The sequence below is a fragment of the Legionella massiliensis genome (assembly GCF_000756815.1).
Taxonomy (GTDB): Bacteria; Pseudomonadota; Gammaproteobacteria; order Legionellales; family Legionellaceae; genus Tatlockia; species Tatlockia massiliensis.
In genome coordinates this window covers 1,410,204-1,428,956 of sequence record NZ_CCVW01000001.1, presented here as the reverse complement: position 1 = coordinate 1,428,956, position 18,753 = coordinate 1,410,204, and the positions used below count along the sequence as shown (strand labels likewise).

Here is an 18,753-nt window from a genome sequence, read left to right as displayed (position 1 = left end):
TTCACTTAATCTTCACTTGTTATACTGTCCAAACAGCTACTTATGCATGTATGGACAAAATATGTTCGAATCAGCCAAAAAAGCGCTCTTAGAGAACGACAAAGAACAATTTAAGAAAGATCTTGCATTATCAAGCAAAGAAAAAATCAACGAAGCTGATGCTCAAGGCAATACCCTTCTACATCTTGCGGTACAACAAGGTTCTTTAGGATGTGTAAAATACTTACTGGCTAAAGGAGCAGATATTTCCCTACAAAATAAGGAAGGCAACTCTGCATTGCATATAGCGGTGCAACAAGGCTACCTTAATATTGTCAATGAGATACTTGGAATATCGCCAGCGGCGAAAGACAGAAAAAGAAAAGCAAAATGGACTGATAAGGATCGTAGCGATAAGTTAACCACGCTTAAAGACTCTGAGAGAAAAGCATTGAACTTACTCAATGTAGCCAACAATCAGGGAGAAATACCACTTATCATTGCAGCCAATTTAGACGACGACCTGATCTATAAAAAACTTTTAATGCTGGAATCTGAATCTGGCTATACAAAAAATTCTTTAGATAAGGCCTTAGGTTTACGCCAAGAGCGAATAGAAGGTTTACAAAGAAAAAGTTTTTGGTCGGCTTTGCTGGAAACGCTTTGTCCTTCCGCATCGATTGCGGAACTAGTAGAGTCCTTTGCCTATACTGGATTATTGGCTGGAGCCAGTGCGGCAACCGCTTTGGGTTTAAACATTGCATTCGCTGCGATTTCCATTCTGGGATTTGGCCTTATCATGTATGCCAATTATAAAAAAATTCAATTTGAAAAAAACGCGGTTCGGGAACTAGAAGATCTGCAAGTAGAGTTCGCTTTTCTGCAAAATATCAGAAAAAGGATAACCCAACTTTCCACCCAGCCCTCGTTAACATCCGAAGAAAAGAATGAATTAGCATCGATTCAAGAAGAATTAACAAAATCGCTTAAAAAGCCGGCGACTATGCAAGGTAATGAAAAAAATTCTGCCGATTATGTCACTAGCCAAGATAAGATGCTCGCTGCCTTAAGTTCAGCTGGCAGCTTTTTATGCGCTTATGCTGGTTTACTGGGTGTCGCGGGATTAGGCTTAGGAGTGACCGCAGCAATTATGGGGACCACCTTAACCGCTCTAATCGTCTCGACAGGACCAATAGGAATTGGGGTTGCCTGTGGTGTAGGTTTAATATTGGCTGGAGCCCTGGCCTATTATCATTATGAAAACAGAAAACAAAATTATAAGGTTTTTGGGGAACAGCGAGCCTCTATCTATAAATTACAATACTCGATTTATAAAGAGCAACGAGATCTTAGACATGGTGCTGATAGAATTCTTGGGCGTGTCGATGAGTTGCTTCATCAACCTTCTCAAGATTCTAAGGCATCTACAAGTGAACCCGTTCTTGAAGTGAAAAAAACTGTTGAACTAGTGCCAGTTAGTTGGCGTACTCATGGCCATGACCCAGACCAGGTTTGTGAGATCGAATTAAAACAACTAACTAAGGATGGTTTTATGAAAAATGCTCAAAGCTCAGCTACTATAGTGACTCAACCTTCTGTCACTCTCGCTGTGCACAATGGACAGAGAATAAATTAAGTAACTCTCAAAAAGATCCAAACTCTCGAATGTGGCAATCAAGGTTTTCCTTATAAAATCGCCACCGCCCGTGTCCATCCCGCCGAGGCTCCCTTAATTTTTACCGGAAAGCAGCTTACTGTGAAACCATGGCTAGGTAGGCATTCCAGATTATGGAGCTTTTCCAAATGGCAATAGCTGATTTCTCTGCTAGCTTTGTGGCCTTCCCAAATTAGCGAAGCATCTTTAGAGGCCAGGTATTTTTCTCTGGTATGTAAGAAGGGGGCATCCCAACTCCAACCATCTGTTCCTGTTATCTTTACACCCTGCTCAAGCAGAAACAGCGTTGCCTCCCGTCCCATGCCACAACCTGAGTGGACATAATCATCATGGCCGTAGCGTAAACCAGCGCTTGTGTTGACTAAAACGATATCAAGAGGCTTGAGCTGATATTGGATACGCTCAAGCTCCGCCTGTACATCGTCTTTTGTAACCACATAGCCATTAGGAAAATGACGGAAATCTAATTTGATCCCATCTTGAAAACACCATTCCAGAGGAACCTCATCAATGGTGATTGCTCGCTTATCCTTATCCATTAAAGTAGAAAAATGATAAGGAGCGTCTAGGTGAGTGCCATTATGAGTGATCAGATTGATACGTTCATAAGCCCAGGCTTCACTTGCGGGTAAATCTGCGGCAGTTAAACCAGGGAAAAACTGTGTTAACTCGCCTACAGTTTGCTGATGCGTAAGATATTGAACCGCTGGTTGATAACCCTCTGGATCTGATTTAACGTCATTTTCGATGTTAATCGATAAATCAATGAACTTCTTTGCCATAGTCTATCCTTGTAAAGCTGTAGCCGTGTAATAGGTCATCCCCGTCACCATAACATAGCCCGTCATCCTAACATAGACCGTCATCCCTAACATAGCCCGTCATCCCGAACAAAACCTCCGTCATCCCGAACGTAGTGAGGGATCTCCGGGATTAGCACCCTGCCACATTCAGGAGATCCTTCGCTACGCTCAGGATGACGGAAGGGAAGTGAAGCAATGACGACGGGTGAATACCTAACCTACTTGTATTCCACCTCAATAATCTCATATTCAACAATACCGCCTGGTGTTTGCACAGAAACAGTATCATCAACTTCTTTACCAATTAGGCCACGGCCAATTGGCGAACTGTAAGAAATTTTATTTACTTTGATGTCGGCCTCATCTTCGCCAACGATCTGATAAGAAATTTCAGCCTCTGTTTGCAAATGGCATAGACGCACAGTTGCGCCAAAAACCACCTTGCCATGATTAGGTAATTTTGTGATATCAACGATTTGGCAATGTGACAGTTTGGCTTCCAACTCCTGAATACGCCCTTCGTTGAAACTCTGTTGTTCACGAGCAGCATGGTATTCTGCGTTTTCTTTCAGATCACCATGGGCACGTGCCGTTGCGATAGCGTCAATGATTCGTGGACGCTCAATGGTTTTTAAACGTTGTAACTCAGATTTCAAGGCTTCTGCACCTTGAACTGTCATAGGATGTTTATGCATAACCACCTCTAATGTAAATCTTGTAATCGGGTAACCGTTTCTCGGTCTTCATATTTCATTGCCAAACAAGCTGCTTCGGCGCCAGATAAGGTCGTAGTATAGCTAACCTTATGTTGCAACGCATTGCGTCTGATTGCAAATGAATCAGCTGTTGCTTGTTTGCCCTCAGCTGTGTTCACAATAAAATCAATTTCATTGTTTTTAATAAAATCGACAATATGCGGACGCCCTTCAGCAACCTTAAATACTCGACGACAATCGATGCCAGCCGCTTGCAATACCAAGGCTGTTCCACGGGTTGCGATAATTTCGAAGCCTAATTGAATCAGGCGTTTTGCAATCTCACCCACTCTGGCTTTATCTGCATCGCGCACAGAAACGAAGGCTCGTCGTCTCTTCACAATATTACAACCAGCACCTATTTGGGCTTTTGCAAAAGCTTGGCCAAAACGTCTTGCAATTCCCATTACCTCTCCAGTTGATTTCATTTCTGGCCCTAAGATCGAATCGACTCCAGAGAACTTAATGAAAGGAAACACTGGTAATTTAATCGAATAAAAAGCAGGCATTGGGTAGTGCTGACTCAATCCCTGCTGCTTCAAACTTTGTCCAATCTTACATCGCGCAGCAATTTTTGCCAGAGGATAACCTGTGGCTTTAGATACAAAGGGAACTGTTCGTGAGGCACGAGGGTTCACTTCGAGAACATAGATATCATCTGCCTGAATTGCAAACTGCGCATTAACTAAACCAATTACACCTAGTTTTAATGCCATTTGCCGAAGCTGCTCTATTAAATCCTGCTGTACTACCACACTTAAACTAAAGGGAGGCAAGGTACAGGCAGAATCACCTGAATGGATACCTGCCTCTTCAATATGCTCCATGATAGCGCCGATCATTACTTCTTCACCATCACAAACTGCATCGATATCGACTTCAATTGCATCATTCAAAAACTTATCTAAGAGCACCGGTGAGTCATTGGAAACTTCAACAGCATGAGCTAGATAATAGCGAAGATCTTCTTCGCGATAAACGACTTCCATGGCGCGACCACCCAATACATAAGAGGGTCTGACAACCAGAGGGTAACCAATACGTTTGGCAAGAGCTACCGCTTCATCTTCGCTGCGAACCGTGCCATTTGCTGGTTGCGCTAGATTGAGCTCGGTAACTAACTTTTGGAAACGCTCTCTATCTTCAGCCTGATCAATAGCATCCGGTGAAGTACCGATAATAGGTACCCCATTGGCCTCTAAGGATCGTGCTAGTTTTAGAGGCGTTTGACCGCCGTAATGAACAATCACTCCAGTTGGCTTTTCTATAGCGACAATGGATAAAACATCTTCAAGGGTCAAGGGTTCAAAATAAAGCCTATCGGAGGTATCAAAATCGGTAGATACGGTTTCAGGGTTGCAATTCACCATAATCGTTTGATATCCCGCTTCACGGAGAGCCATCGCGGCATGCACGCAGCAATAATCAAACTCAATACCCTGACCAATTCGATTGGGACCACCGCCCAGGATCATAACCTTTTTCTTATCAGTTTCTGGCCGTGCCTCACAAACCGTTTCATAGCATGAATAAAGATAGGCTGTGTCACTTGGAAACTCTCCGGCACAGGAGTCGATACGCTTATAAACAGGTGTCACACCCAACTCTAAACGATGAGCCCTTACCTGTTCTTCAGAACAATATAACAGACCAGCAAGATAGGCATCGGCAAAACCACGTCGCTTCAGTAGGCGCATAGTCGCTGTATCAATTTGAGCTAGCGACCTTCCGAAAACAGAGCGTTCTAGTATGACCAGCTCCTGAATTTGTGCAAGAAACCAGGGATCAACCTTCGATTCCTGATGAATTTCCTCTAAGGACATATCCTGGCGAAAAGCATCAGCAATATACCAAAGCCTGTCAGGAGTCGGTTCCGATAAATGGCCGCGCAAACAGGCAAGATCGTCACCCTTTTTAAATAAGGGATGCAAGCCTGAACGACCGATTTCCAAGCCACGAATCGCCTTTTGCAAAGACTCCTGAAAATTGGAACCAATTGCCATAACCTCACCCACTGATTTCATTTGGGTGGTCAGAGTAGTGGGTGTTTGGGGGAATTTATCGAAGTTAAAGCGTGGAATTTTTGTCACAACATAATCAATACTGGGCTCAAATGAAGCTGGTGTTTTGCCACCAGTAATTTCATTATCTAATTCATCCAGGGTATAACCTACTGCAAGCTTGGCTGCAATTTTGGCAATTGGAAAACCAGTCGCCTTCGAAGCCAGGGCAGAACTACGCGATACTCGCGGGTTCATCTCCACAACCAGCATGCGCCCATCTTCAGGGTTAACTGCAAATTGCACATTAGAACCGCCAGTATCAACCCCGACAGCACGCAACACTTTAATTGCCGCATCCCGCATACGCTGGAATTCTTTATCCGTCAAAGTCTGGGCTGGCGCAACAGTAATAGAATCGCCGGTATGGACTCCCATTGGATCTAAGTTTTCAATGGTACAAACGATAATGCAATTGTCATTTTTGTCACGAACCACTTCCATCTCATATTCTTTCCATCCCAAGGCTGACTCATCAATGAGCAATTCATGGGTTGGGGAAAGATCCAAGCCTCGGGAACAGATTTCCTCAAATTCTTCACGGTTATAGGCAATACCCCCACCGGAGCCACCCATTGTAAAGGAGGGACGAATAATTGCAGGGAAACCAAGCTGAGCCTGTACTTGAAACGCTTCTTCTAAACTATGGGCTATTGCTGAGCGCGGCATTTCCAGACCAATTTTCTTCATTAATTGACGAAATTTATCCCGGTCTTCAGCTCTGTCAATCGCTTCTCGAGTCGCCCCAATCATTTCGACTGAATATTTTTGCAAGACACCTTCCCGCACCAAATCAAGGGCGCAGTTAAGTGCTGTTTGACCACCCATCGTAGGCAACAAAGCATCAGGGCGCTCTTTCTCGATAATCCGCGCAACCTCCTGCCACTGCACAGGCTCAATATAGGTTGCATCCGCAAGTTCAGGGTCAGTCATGATCGTCGCAGGATTGGAATTAACAAGAATGACCCGGTATCCCTCTTCTTTTAAAGCCCTTACAGCTTGGGTACCAGAATAATCGAATTCACAGGCTTGACCAATAACAATTGGACCAGCGCCAAGGATAAGGATGGATTGGATATCAGTACGTTTTGGCATGACAAATACTAGGAAAATTGAAGTGGCCTATATTACCGAATTTCGCTTGAAGATTATACCTATTATTCTTGCTTTTAAGGAGGAGTGGAATCGGTAGCCCCTCACCCCTAACACCACTACCATTAAGTTAAGGCAGGTTTTGTCATTCCCGCGAAGGCGGGAAACTATTTCTAGCTAAACACAGTGCCAATGTAGAGATGGTTTCCCGCCTTCGCGGGAATGACAAATGCCCTTAACTTAACGGCAGTGACCCCTAGCACTCCCCTCTTATCTTCGCCCATCCTCTCCCTAATAATTCATGCATCACAACCGTTAAATAAAAAAGATTATGCGCATTAGGTAAATAGCGAATTTGCCAGAGATCATCATACCAATAAAGGGTATAGTCAGTGGGAGCGGCGATAGCATGCAAACCATAAGCCTGACAAAGGCACATAGAGCGTGGCATATGAATTGCGGAGGTCACCAGGTAAAAGGGTTCATCATGAACCATTTGTTTGATTGCTTTAACCTGATCAACGGTATTAATGGATGTTGTCTCAAGCACAACATCTCTTGTTGGAATCGCAAACCAGGAGGCCAATTCCGATAAATGGGTTGCTTCTGGTACTTCAAAACCATAACCACCACCAGACAATAGCAACTTAGCGCCAGGCAATTCTCGGTATAAACGCACCCCTTCAACCAAACGTTTGATGCTGATGCCATACAACAGCGAGTTTGTCGGCAAATTCACAATTTGCGCCTGCCCACCGCTTAGAACAACTACCCAGCGAATCTGAGGATCCACCTTGGTTATAGGCTGATATTTTGCTTCTAATTTTCGGGTTAGGTGCTCAACTAACCACCCTGAGCTAAATAGAATCAGCAGCAATAAAACCATTAAAAAGCCAATTCGAATAGCAATCTTATCGCCATAAATCCACAAAAGAGCTAGAAGAATTGCAAACAATAGCAGAACTAAAAAAAACGGATTTAATAAGGCTTCAAGCAAATGTCGAAAAATTACCACTATCTCACCTTGCGCATCAAATAGAGTCCTAATAAAGCAAAGATCAGGGTTGGCCCAACAGCAGCAAGTTCTGGTGGCCACTGGAAGACTAAACTTATCGGACCAAAAAATTTATTCATAATATGAAAACCAAACCCCACAGTGGCTCCTGCTACTAACTTCGAACCCATTGTCGAAGAACGTAAGGGGCCAAAGATAAAGGGAATTGCCAGAATCATCATCACCACAGTCGTTAGAGGTTGAATAATTCGCTGCCAAAAAGCCAACTGGTAGTTAAAGGCATTCTGGTGACTTAGTTTCTGAGCCCTTAAGAAACGACGCAATTCACGCAAGGTCATTTCATCGGGCTCACTGGTACTCACGCTGAGAACCTTGGGTCTGACTGAGACATCCCAAACCATATCAGGGATAAACCTTACCTCTGTTTTTTGTTTATCAAAAACGGTTTCCTTGGTCCAATGAGCCATCCATAGGTTGTTGACATAATCTATTTGATGAATGACCCGGGCAAAACGCAAATGATGCGTTTCATCAAAGCGAAATTGGTAGACAAAACGTAAACTGTTGCCAGGAACAATGGCCGAGATAAAAATAAAATCATCTCGGTTACGCAACCAAACACCGTGATTTGTCCGTAGCGTCTGCCCACCGCTGAGGGCTAAGGTTTTTCGATCATTAGCATAGTGTGACAACTTGGGTATTAGGGTTTCCCCAATAATCGTGACAAAAAGAATGAGAATTAAAGCAACCTTTAATACCGCCAGCGTAACCTGCCCTATTGACATACCAGCAGCACGCATGACGATCAACTCACGGTTATTAGCCATAATACCCAAACCAATCAGGCAACCTAACAGACTAGCCATGGGAAAAAACAGATACACCTGATAGGGTACTTGCAGAAAGACAAAGAAGGCCGCTTGAACGATGTTAAAATCTGCCTTCCCTAAATCGTCAAGTTGATTAACAAAAAGGATAAATATTTGTAAGCCGATAAGCATCAAAGTCACTAGACCAATAGCAGCAAATACCGTTTTTGCGATATAGCGATCGAGTAATTTCATGATAATTTCACTCGATTACGCCAAATCAGTAAGAGCCCGAATAAGGCAACTGTAAGATGCAGCCACCAAAACCCCATCCAAGTTGGAATCTTACCGGCTATCAGCCAGTCGCGAGAAATAAAAATGAAATTGGCATAAAGAATATAAAGCACAATAGCCGGTAATAATTTTGCATACTTACCCGCCCGTGGATTAACACGGCTTAGCGGAACAGCAACTAGTGTTAACACAAAAACCATGATGGGCACTGCTAGACGCCACTGCAGCTCGGCTGCCTTTGCTTTATCCGCATTATTGAAAGGCAGCAAACTTGTAAAACTGGCAGTACGCAAATCATCTTCCACCCCTTCAATTTTCTGGTGGGGTAAGCGGGCTTTAAATTGATTAAAGTCAGCGACTTCATAATTCGCTAGTCCCGGTACTCCCTGATAAGCCGTTCCTTGTTCTAAAACGAGATAGTCTTCTTTGGTCTTAGGATCGGTTTCAGCAAAGGCCTTTTCCGCCCATAGAATATCCCAAAACAGAAGGGAGCCTTTGAAGGTAGAACGAGCCAAGAATACATTTTGTGCTTTAGAATGATCGCGACTCATTGATTCAACATAGAAAATTTTCCCACCGCTGGGATCCGCCTGAAAACGTCCTGGAACAATGAGTTGAATGAGGGTTTGCACCCCCGTTGTTTTTAAGAGTTTGGTCCGTTCCGTGTGAATGATCGGACTTGCCCAAACCATAATCACGGTCACGATAACCCCAACCACAGCAGCCATGATCAGACTATGTTTAAGCAACTGTGAAGGCCCATAACCACAGGCTTGCAAAACCGTCATCTCACTTTCAGCATACAAACGCCCATAGGCGACTAGCAAAGCGACATAAAATCCCAGGGGCAGCAGCAAGCCCATGAGATTGGGGAGCTCAAGCATCATTAGTTTCATAATAATAATGCCAGGCAATTGCCCCATGGCAGCACGATTTAAATAGCGTACGAACTGATTTGACATAAAGATGAGCATTAAAATAGCAGTCAAAGCGACCAAAGTAATGAAAACTTCTTTTGCTAAATAGCGAAAAATCAGCACGGAGACACCAGCATAGTAGAAATGTAAACAGACCCTAGGTAAACTAACAGTTTTTTTTCTAGGAAGCAAAAATGAATTACGGACTTATCGAGGCGCCAACTCTAAAATTAAACGACTGTCTGATTCTCGGCCTTTTTGCTGACGATGAGTTTCCAGAGCTTGCCAAGAAGCTGGATCACCAACACAACCAGCTGATAACCCGGTTATTTGCCAAATTAAACGAAGCCGGTGATTCTTTATGGCAGGCCGATATTGAAGGCCATAGCCTGATGTTATTTCATTGCGGTAAAAAAGCTGAATTTAATGCAAAAAACCTGCGTAAATACATCAACGAGATAATCCCATCCTTGCTCAAGCATCGTTTTCATTCCGCCACCTTTTGCCTTCCGCAAATTATTAAGCAAACGCCCGATTGGCAAGTACAACAAATGCTCTTGCAAATCAACGCGCAACTTTACCAATTAACTGATTTTAAAACTAAAAATAATAAAACTAACAAGCTGGAAACAGTACAGTTTTATTTAGCTGGCGCCTCAAACCCTACTATCAAAGAAGGACAGGCTCTTGCAGAAGGCATCAAACTAGCCCGTCATCTGGCCGATTTACCAGCGAATATCTGCACACCCACCTATTTAGGGGAGCAAGCTGTTGCCCTAGCGCAATTGCATAATAATCTGACCACAAAAATTATGGGTCCTGAAGACATGCAAACTATGGGTATGGGCGCTCTGCTGGCAGTTGCGCAAGGCTCTGAGCAAGAACCTCGTTTAATTGAGATGCAATATTGCGGCGGTGGTGATACCCCTCCTATCGTTTTTGTTGGCAAGGGTATTACTTTTGACTCTGGCGGTCTTTCTTTAAAGCCAGCTAATGCAATGGATGAAATGAAATATGACATGTCTGGCGCTGCCTGTGTTTTTGGGGCGATGAAGGCCTGCGCATTGATGCAATTACCTATTAATCTTATTGGTTTGATAGCCAGTGCTGAGAATATGCCCAGTGGCACAGCGGTCAAACCTGGTGACATTGTGACCTCGATGTCAGGACAAACCATTGAAATCCTGAATACCGACGCAGAAGGACGCTTAGTACTTGCTGATGCTTTGACCTACGCTGAACGCTTTAAACCGGAAGTGGTCATTGATTTAGCAACCTTGACTGGCGCTATGATTGTAGCGCTTGGTTTTATAACCACTGGTTTTATGACAGAGGACGATAAGCTTGCGGAGCAAATTATTCGTGCAGGTGGAACCGCTGATGAGAAGATTTGGCGTATGCCGCTGGATGAAGCTTATCAGGAAGCACTCGATAGCCCTCTGGCAGACATGATTAATGCCTCTTTTGATCGCAGTGCCGGCGCAATTACTGCGGCTTGCTTTCTTTCACGTTTCACTAAAAAGTACCGTTGGGCGCACTTGGATATAGCAGGTACAGCCTGGGTTTCTGGCAAGAAGCGTCAGGCAACAGGACGGCCAGTTAGCCTTTTAATCCAATTACTACGTGATACTATCAATGCGCGTTGATTTTTACCTATTAGAAGACAGCTCTGAGCAGGCTCCCCTGCTGCTTAGCTGTCGTTTGCTTGAAAAAGCCTATTTGCGAGGCCACAGTGTCTTTGTCTATTGCAACAGCCAAAAAGACGCTGAAAACTTAGACGAACTATTGTGGACCTTTAAAGACAACTCCTTCATTCCCCATAATTTGCAAGGCGAAGGACCAGAACCCCCGCCCTCCATTCAAATTGGCTATCGAGAAGAACCTCGCGGATTTAATGATATCTTAGTCAACTTGCATAATGAGATACCCAGCTTTCATTCACGTTTTCGTCGAATCATTGAAGTTATTGGCAATAACGAAGCAGCCAAGGAGCATGGCCGTCTTCGTTTTCGTGAATATCGTGCAAAACTCTATGAGATTCAGACTCATAAAATGTAATAGGTCCCGTCTCCCACCCCGTCATGTCGAGCGTAGAGAGACATCTCCTGATGTGTAGCACAGTGCTAATCCCGGAGATCCCTCACTATGTTCGGGATGAAGTGCTATGTTAGGGTGACGGGGCTGACCTAATACCATAAAATGTAATACCAGGAGGACAGATTACCCTTTGTCACATAGTCAAATTATGACTATCAGCTGGTGCTAGGGCATCCTGTAACAAGCTTTGAAATTCCTCAAAACCCTGCCTTGTTTTTGCCGAGGTTTCTACTAAATCAGGAATAATTTCTTCCCTTAAATCCGCTTTAGTACCTACCAACATAGTTTTAGCATTTTTGAAGTGCGTATCAGCATATTTTATGAAATAAGCCAAATCTTTTTCAGCATTTTGAGACGATAGATCGACAAGAATTAATACCGCATCTACCCTCTGTTTCTTATGTCCCATTGAAGGAATAAGTCCAGCGTCGCCAGCGCCATGAATCTTAAAATTTATAATCACAGGATGTTCATGTCCGTCAAAGGTTTGCTTGTAAGAAAGATTTGAAATCTCAGGTAAAATCTGATCAGGAAACTGACCATCTTTATAAGAAAGAAGAAAAGATTTTTTACCACTTTTTTCTCCACCTAAAACGACCACATTCTTCACATCATCTTTTTCTTTGTGCTTCAAAAATTTCATTATTATTTCCTTTAAAAGTTATAATTTTGCAATAAAAATTCATTTAATAGTTAACTTAATTTCATTCCAGAATCATCTTCATCAAATTGTAATCCTGATTCAATTTCATGATCAACATCCTCATCGATTTCTGCATGAAGTTTTTCTTTAAAATCGCGTGTTACTCCAGTAGTCCGTGCATCCCCATGTTTATGAATAAATTGACTGAGTTCTCGCGGTGACTCCACTTTTTCAATCACATGACGCTCTTCTAGAGCATGCAGCAAGCGTTCTGGTGTCATCAACTTAAGTTTTTCCCTCTGACTAATCGGGGAACTTATCATGCGATCCGGGACATTATCCACACCATCATCACGTAGCCTCTTAACTACCCTATCATTTAATTCTTGTACAGCTGCGATTAAAGTTTTACCAACAAACTCTGAGCAAAGCACCTTAGATTGATCACGGTTTTCAACATCCCATTGCCCCTTTCCCATTACATCATCCCTTACCTCCGGGTTTTTATGGTCTTTTTTGACAAAGTTCTTATAACCACCGTGAAGTTTGTTAGTAGCAACCGACGCAAAGCGACCTGTCCCACCCTCAGCAGTGACATGCTCATGCATATCTCGGGCACCATTATGTATTTCTTGTTCTATGTCGCTAAATTCCTGTTCTAATTGTTGCAGCCAATCGTCACCAAGATGTTCCTTAAAAAGAGCTTGGTCTTCTTCGCTAATTAAATTTTCAAGCTTAATCCTATAAACATCAGCATACAAAAAGTTGCGAAGTGCAAATTTCTCCTCCTTATATCCAGGATTTATATGGGAAAGCTTATTGGATACCTGATCATTATTTTCCACTGTGACTGCTCTTGAGGCATGCCCAAATTTTGTGACTTTTGTGACTCCTTTTTCAAAGGCTGACAGTTCCTTGCCATAGATTTCTGACTTGGATTTTGTACGATCAAAAACAACAGAACCTACTGGAGCCCTAAACTGTTGATCAAAGGTATTATCGAGATGACGAACCATAGTTGCAGCGCGTTGGGTAGTCTGATAGAGCGCCTCCAACCTATCATTTCCCTCAATAAGTCCCAGGGTATTATATTGTTCAAGTATTGCATTCAGATTAGCTAAGTCATACAACATTCCAAACTCTTTCAGCGTCATCTTTTCGTTTGTAGCTAATTCTCTTTCACCATTGAGAGCATCCTGAAAATTGTTCCAAATTCTATCCATTTCTGGTTGAATTTTATGTAAGTTTCTTGTTCGATATGAAATATCTTTGACTTCAGCTGCGGTCATCCCACCGATACCACTATCCATCCGCGAATAAGGTGAAATGGTAATTATTTTTTTATTGGTATCCATATCACCGATGAGGCTCACTAACATATCCTGTACAGCAGATTTTTCCTCAGGGCTAAGGACCAAGGCATCGTCTGATTTTTTACTTTCCAACAGCCTCATTCCCTGGATAACCTCTTGGCTAATCCCAGATTCATCAGATAACTCTTGTAACGACATAGGCATGATGAGATCCCCTAACTAATTTGCGTAATAGCGTCTGGCTATATTGCTTGATAAATTACGAATGAAGTCGATCAAATGATAGGCATAGTCGTCTGAATCGATATCTTCCTGGCATTGGAAAAGAATAAAATTCTTAGAAATAAATGCGAAAATTCCATAACGCATCTGCTCTGTTGCGTTATAGAAATAGTCATCAGGAAGGGCTGTTACTATCCTTCTTATCAATTCCCGAGCGTCATCAGCTGTAATGTTCAACAACTGAGGTATAGCTCTATTTTTCTCATCAGCCATATTCATACAAGATGAGGTAACAAGGTTATAAATCTCGTTGCTATATTGTCTTTTTCTAGGATGCATAATAACTAATCACTATTCGACTAACTCTATTTTAAATGTAGCCAATCATGAATCACTTTGCATATTACAAGCCCAACAATAGCATCAAAATAGTTATTTTTTGATTAATTATTATGCACATTGATCTGTTTTTTTAATTACAGCTCATTTCTTAATAAAACGTTAATAATTTATAAGTATGATTGCCAAACTATGGACAACCCGTTTGGAAATAACGCTATGTTTACAGCCGAAAAGATTGAGTTTGAACCGTGGGAAGAGAAACTACTACCTTGGGTAAAACGTTATAAAGAACTACTCATTAAAACTCCCCTTCTTGATAAAGACTGCCTTGGTTTTCTAGAGAAAAAAGTAGAGTACCTCGAAACGCATTCACTCCATGCCAGAGAGAAGCCTATTACTAAAGATGAGATCTCCCTAAAATTTAAAACGGCAGTTGCTAATCTCGTTGGCATATATTGCTCTGCTATTTACGAGTTCGAGGATTTAGAGAAAGAACTTAGTGGACGAAGTCCTCAGCGTGATGATCGGGATTTGTTTAGCGATGAATTAAAAGAACGTTTTCTACATGCCAGTGAGTTTAAGGCATCAATATTGGCCAATCCTCTATTCAACGAGAACATAAGACGGGTATTCCGTAAGACAACGACCCCTCGTGAGGAAGCAGAACAGCAATTTACAGAGAAGAAACAAGCCCGCATTAATAGCTACATCTCTGTTCTCAATAAAGAGAAAGAAGTCCTACAACAACGCACTAATGTGTTGGCAACAGAAGAAGAGGCTCTAAATAAAGAATATCAAGAGACTCAACTTCTAATTGACGAATTACTCAAGCAAATACAAAAAGATACGAATGAGTTAAAAGCCGAGATAAAACAACACCAACCGGTGAAACAACCAGCTGTTGGCGTAGCAATGCCCTTCACGGGAGCACCACCACCGCCACCCAAGGCACCACCACCATTTGCAGCCAAATCATCGGGCTTACAAATAAATAAACCGAAATCACAAAGTGCTGATATTCCACCAACAACATCTTCAGCTAGTGCTGTTGTTACTTCTGATGTTCTTGCTAGCTTTAAGTTCAGACCTAGAGAGCAAAGAATCTCTATCCCTGAGCCTGAGCCGACTCAGACCGAAGAGCATTCATTCATCAGCCTGTTGCAACGCTCTATGAGCTTAAGCTCCTCTATTTCTCCCAGTAGAAGTACTAGTTTCAGAGGCTCTTCCAGCATTAGTCAACCTATTGAAAAACCAAAACCGGCAACACCCTCAATAGAAGATGTTGAAGCAACACTGTCTAGCAATGGCATAAAAATTTTTCGTAAGGAAGAGCTAATTGTTCACCTTAAAGAACGTAATGCGGCTCAACAAGCGTACTATAAACAGCTCTTACAACAAAAAGACAGGCTTCGATTATTAAAATTAGACCTAACCAAAGGAGTTAGTGCGACTAATCGAGTTAAAAAGCAACTTGAGGAAGAGAATGAGCGCAGGCTCGAAGAGGAAAAACAACGCGTATTAGCAGTATCAGAACCCGTCGTTGTAACAAGCAATCCTATGATACCGCCACCACCGCCCCCTATGGCTCCTATGCCACCTCAAGTCGTGGCTAAAGCACCGCAACAAACTCTATCATTTGAACAGGCCATAGCCTTAGCCAGCAAGAAAAAAGGGCAACCTGGCTCATCAGCTAAGCCCCGTGAGGATAGAAAAGCGACATCAGCGCCTCTACCTGTTACTAAACAGAGTTCTCAAGCTGCTCTTAATGTAGATCTTGTTGCCGCACTCACACAACGTAGAAAAGGCATGGCCATGGATGCTGAAAAACCCAAGAAAGAAAAGATAGATAGAGAAGCTATTGCAAGAGAAGAAGCTTTAGAACGGGAAAAGGCTCTTAAACTTCAGGAAGAACGTGAATATAGAGAAAGGACCTTAGAAAAGCATAGAAGCTTAGCTGAGTCTCGCTCCCATGAGCCCAGTGACTCGCTAATTAGTTTTCACAGTGCTAAAGAGAACATTTTGGCGACGAAAGTACAGCTCGATAAACAACTCTCGGACGCATTTAGCCCCAAAGTATTCGACGACTTGCAAACCAACATCCATCTTTTGATTGAAGCACTTGAAACTGAAAATGAGCAAGCTGCTATACGGGCAAAAGAGGAAGAACAGAAACGAATTGCACAAGCGGCTGCCGAGGAAGAAGAAAAACGAATTGCACAAATGATTGCCGAGCAAGACGAAAGACGAATTGCACAAACGCTTGTTGAGCAGGAAGACAAGATAGTTACAGAAACGATTACCGAACCAGAAGAGGAAAGAGCTGTACTGTCGGTTGTTGTGGAGGAAGAGGAGACAGTGCCTGATGTTTCCTTAAAAATTACTCTCTCAGAGACTGTCGTGGAAGAAATGCTGAGAGTTGAAGAGACTCCTATTATATCTGTAGGCTTGGAAGAGCTAGAGCAAGATACCTCACCTGCTGTAGAAGCTGAAAACAAAGCTCAGAATAAGCATAGAGGTGAAGTTCCTCTTTCAGTAGCTGTTAGTTCAGCTCAAGAAAATCCAAACCAACATGAAACAGTGCCATCTGAAATAGAAATAGTAAAAGCACAGGTTGAGGTAGCAGCTGAACCCCCTATTGCTAAAAAGAAGTCCAAGGTGCTTTCTAACCCTGAAATGATGCTTGGTCGAATTAATAGGCACTCTAAATTAAAAGCTCTCTTTGATAGTGGTGTTGAGGATGGACTTGTTGACGAGCTGTTAGTTGATGCGGTAAGCAGGGTTTCTGCAAAAAAACTCGTTACTGGAACCATTTCTGATCTATTGATCCTGCGCAATTATGCGGCAAAGAAAAGACAACAGATTGATTCTATAGAATTTTCTTCAGAAGAAGAATCAGAACGTTATTCTGAAGAATTAATGAATTTCTATACTACAGCATTAACTGAACGTTTATCAGATAACCCGCCAGCAAAACAATATGAGAACATCACAAAGGCGGCTCATGCGATTTTCACACCACGAGATGGCGGTCTAAGACTCTTTGCTGATGTGATGTTAATGATTAGTGTTATAGGTATAGCCATAGTAGGTGTAGCTCGTAAAATAGCAGGACATAGCTTCTTCTTTTCTAAGGCAACAACTCAAAGGGAAGATGATCTTAAGAGCCTGTGTAAATCGGGTGAAGAAATACAAAATGACGGTAGCACTCTGTTTTCAGCGCCTGCAGCATAAAATGAAATCTTGATTACACTGCCCTGCATCAAGGCTACGATTTGTCAAATAAGTGTAGCCTTGATGCAGGGCAGCGTAACCAAGGTTTTCCTTAGATAAGAGGTGCGGGACGTAGCCTATTACCCTTGTTTTACCTAGACCGCAGTATAAGTCTTCTCTAAATAATGCATCAAAGCACGCAAGGCCATTGCCTCACCCCCTTCAGGCTTCCCTGGCTTAGAGCTAACATTCCAAGCCATAATATCAAAGTGAACCCAGGGCAAAGATTTAGGTATAAAACGCTGCAAAAATAAAGCAGCAGTGATTGCTCCAGCATAGGGAGAAGGGCTAGAGTTCACCAGATCAGCAATAGAAGAATCTAATAGTGACTCATAGGCTGCAAATAAGGGCAAACGCCAGACCGGATCATCCACAGCAAGTGAAGAATCATTAATCGCTTGTGCCAATTGCTCATTATTAGTAAACATGGCAGCAATCTCTGTCCCAACAGCAACGCGAGCTGCACCTGTTAGTGTTGCAAAATCAATTAGCAAATCCGGTTTTTGGGTTTCGCAGGCTTTGGAAATAGCATCAGCCAGTACCAATCGACCTTCGGCATCAGTATTGTCAATTTCAACAGTTAAGCCATTATGCATCTTGATAATATCACCAGGCCTAAACGCATCAGGCCCGATGGCATTTTCTACAGCAGGAATAAAAACCTGTAAATAAACAGGGAGTTTGCGCGCCATTATCCATTGTGCTAAGCCCAAGGCATGCGCAGCGCCTCCCATATCCTTTTTCATCAAACGCATTCCCGACGAGGGTTTAATATCCAAACCACCACTATCAAAGCATACGCCCTTGCCAATCAGGGTAATTCGCGGATCATGTTCATTACCCCAAGTTAAACTCAACAGTCTCGGAGCATTCGCGGATGCACGCCCTACTGCATGGATTGCTTGCAGATTAGCACTAAGCAATTCCTCACCAACCCATTGTTGGAACTCTGCATTAAACTCGCTGCTTATTGCCGCTAATCGTTCTGCGAGCTCTTTTGGACCTAGGTCATTTGTCGGTGCATTAATTAAATTTCGCACTAAAAAGACAGCATCGGCTTCAGCAAGAATGGCTTCCAAATTTTCTTCAACGACCAAAGCCCGCGCTTTCCATTCTTGTTTTTTATAGTCTGTAAAACGGTATTGAGCGAGCGACCACATCACCTTGGCAGTATGAGATAAGGGTTCCTGCACAAGATAAGAGGCTGGGGGCAAGCGAATTGCTGCACTAGCTAGCGCTAAAACCTGATTGCCATCTCCAGCCCCTATATAGGCCTTCCTGGGCAAGCCATCATTATCATTAATAAGACAGAATTCACCGAATTTCCCCGTAAATTGCTGGGTTGCAAAACAATTACGCTCATTGGATGTTAGCGTCTCTAAGCCTTGCTCCCATTGGGGTTTTGTAACTAAAAAAAGAGGTATCGCATTAGCAGCCTTGGTAGCATAAAACGTTTTAGAATACATA

14 protein-coding genes are annotated in these 18,753 nt (G+C 42.8%); 4 read left to right on the top strand and 10 right to left on the bottom strand.

What is annotated here, in order from left to right:
- The first annotated feature begins 61 nt into the window (after positions 1-61).
- Positions 62-1,615, top strand: coding sequence for an ankyrin repeat domain-containing protein (locus tag BN1094_RS06160; protein WP_043873406.1), 1,554 nt, complete (start codon positions 62-64; stop codon positions 1,613-1,615).
- A 50-nt stretch (positions 1,616-1,665) separates the two neighbouring features.
- Here BN1094_RS06160 and BN1094_RS06155 read toward each other — a convergent pair whose 3' ends face one another.
- The 6 genes from BN1094_RS06155 to lptF all read right to left on the bottom strand — a co-directional run bounded on the left by BN1094_RS06155 (position 1,666) and on the right by lptF (position 9,522).
- Positions 1,666-2,436 carry a cyclase family protein gene (locus tag BN1094_RS06155; RefSeq protein WP_043873405.1) on the bottom strand — a complete coding sequence of 257 codons (771 nt, stop codon included), beginning with the start codon at positions 2,434-2,436 and terminating at the stop codon, positions 1,666-1,668.
- Between the two features lie 239 nt (positions 2,437-2,675).
- Positions 2,676-3,152: a transcription elongation factor GreA gene (gene greA, locus BN1094_RS06150; RefSeq protein WP_043873404.1), complete on the bottom strand. Its 477-nt coding sequence runs from the start codon at positions 3,150-3,152 to the stop codon at positions 2,676-2,678.
- An 8-nt stretch (positions 3,153-3,160) separates the two neighbouring features.
- Positions 3,161-6,367, bottom strand: coding sequence for a carbamoyl-phosphate synthase large subunit (gene carB, locus BN1094_RS06145; protein WP_043873403.1), 3,207 nt, complete (start codon positions 6,365-6,367; stop codon positions 3,161-3,163).
- A 253-nt stretch (positions 6,368-6,620) separates the two neighbouring features.
- The gene (locus tag BN1094_RS06140) at positions 6,621-7,379 is read right to left on the bottom strand and encodes a YdcF family protein (RefSeq protein ID WP_043873402.1); all 759 of its coding nucleotides are present in this window, start codon (positions 7,377-7,379) and stop codon (positions 6,621-6,623) included.
- The gene (lptG, locus tag BN1094_RS06135; protein ID WP_043873401.1) at positions 7,379-8,449 is read right to left on the bottom strand and encodes an LPS export ABC transporter permease LptG; all 1,071 of its coding nucleotides are present in this window, start codon (positions 8,447-8,449) and stop codon (positions 7,379-7,381) included. Before lptG ends, BN1094_RS06140 begins: the two co-directional genes overlap by 1 nt.
- Positions 8,440-9,522, bottom strand: a complete 1,083-nt coding sequence (gene lptF / locus BN1094_RS06130; protein ID WP_043873400.1) for an LPS export ABC transporter permease LptF — start codon at positions 9,520-9,522, stop codon at positions 8,440-8,442. Before lptF ends, lptG begins: the two co-directional genes overlap by 10 nt.
- Positions 9,523-9,593: 71 nt before the next feature.
- Between lptF and BN1094_RS06125 the strand changes: the two genes are divergently transcribed.
- Positions 9,594-11,045 (top strand): leucyl aminopeptidase, encoded by a 1,452-nt coding sequence (locus tag BN1094_RS06125; protein ID WP_043873399.1) that lies wholly within the window; start codon positions 9,594-9,596, stop codon positions 11,043-11,045.
- Positions 11,026-11,457, top strand: a complete 432-nt coding sequence (locus BN1094_RS06120; protein WP_099908994.1) for a DNA polymerase III subunit chi — start codon at positions 11,026-11,028, stop codon at positions 11,455-11,457. Before BN1094_RS06125 ends, BN1094_RS06120 begins: the two co-directional genes overlap by 20 nt.
- 172 nt (positions 11,458-11,629) lie before the next feature.
- Here BN1094_RS06120 and BN1094_RS06115 read toward each other — a convergent pair whose 3' ends face one another.
- Genes BN1094_RS06115 through BN1094_RS06105 form a run of 3 tightly spaced genes read right to left on the bottom strand, consistent with a single transcriptional unit; the run spans position 11,630 to position 14,013 of the window.
- Positions 11,630-12,139: a P-loop NTPase family protein gene (locus BN1094_RS06115; RefSeq protein WP_043873397.1), complete on the bottom strand. Its 510-nt coding sequence runs from the start codon at positions 12,137-12,139 to the stop codon at positions 11,630-11,632.
- A 50-nt stretch (positions 12,140-12,189) separates the two neighbouring features.
- On the bottom strand, positions 12,190-13,656 hold the full coding sequence (locus BN1094_RS06110; RefSeq protein ID WP_043873396.1) for a hypothetical protein: 1,467 nt from the start codon (positions 13,654-13,656) through the stop codon (positions 12,190-12,192).
- A gap of 15 nt (positions 13,657-13,671) precedes the next feature.
- Positions 13,672-14,013 (bottom strand): hypothetical protein, encoded by a 342-nt coding sequence (locus BN1094_RS06105; protein ID WP_043873395.1) that lies wholly within the window; start codon positions 14,011-14,013, stop codon positions 13,672-13,674.
- A 219-nt stretch (positions 14,014-14,232) separates the two neighbouring features.
- On the opposite strand from BN1094_RS06105, the gene BN1094_RS06100 reads away from it, so the two are divergent.
- Positions 14,233-17,247: a hypothetical protein gene (locus BN1094_RS06100; RefSeq protein WP_043873394.1), complete on the top strand. Its 3,015-nt coding sequence runs from the start codon at positions 14,233-14,235 to the stop codon at positions 17,245-17,247.
- Positions 17,248-17,381: 134 nt separating this feature from the next.
- On the opposite strand, the gene BN1094_RS06095 is transcribed toward BN1094_RS06100, so the two are convergent.
- Positions 17,382-18,752, bottom strand: coding sequence for a leucyl aminopeptidase family protein (locus tag BN1094_RS06095; RefSeq protein WP_043873393.1), 1,371 nt, complete (start codon positions 18,750-18,752; stop codon positions 17,382-17,384).
- Between the last annotated feature and the right edge of the window lies 1 nt (position 18,753).

Coding starts and splice junctions, on each gene's coding strand:
- BN1094_RS06160 (WP_043873406.1), top strand. CDS start 62: ATGTTCGAATCAGCCAAAAAAGCGCTCTTAGAGAACGACAAAGAACAA.
- BN1094_RS06155 (WP_043873405.1), bottom strand. CDS start 2,436: ATGGCAAAGAAGTTCATTGATTTATCGATTAACATCGAAAATGACGTT.
- greA (WP_043873404.1), bottom strand. CDS start 3,152: ATGCATAAACATCCTATGACAGTTCAAGGTGCAGAAGCCTTGAAATCT.
- carB (WP_043873403.1), bottom strand. CDS start 6,367: ATGCCAAAACGTACTGATATCCAATCCATCCTTATCCTTGGCGCTGGT.
- BN1094_RS06125 (WP_043873399.1), top strand. CDS start 9,594: ATGAATTACGGACTTATCGAGGCGCCAACTCTAAAATTAAACGACTGT.
- BN1094_RS06115 (WP_043873397.1), bottom strand. CDS start 12,139: ATGAAATTTTTGAAGCACAAAGAAAAAGATGATGTGAAGAATGTGGTC.
- BN1094_RS06110 (WP_043873396.1), bottom strand. CDS start 13,656: ATGCCTATGTCGTTACAAGAGTTATCTGATGAATCTGGGATTAGCCAA.
- BN1094_RS06105 (WP_043873395.1), bottom strand. CDS start 14,013: ATGCATCCTAGAAAAAGACAATATAGCAACGAGATTTATAACCTTGTT.
- BN1094_RS06100 (WP_043873394.1), top strand. CDS start 14,233: ATGTTTACAGCCGAAAAGATTGAGTTTGAACCGTGGGAAGAGAAACTA.
- BN1094_RS06095 (WP_043873393.1), bottom strand. CDS start 18,752: ATGTATTCTAAAACGTTTTATGCTACCAAGGCTGCTAATGCGATACCT.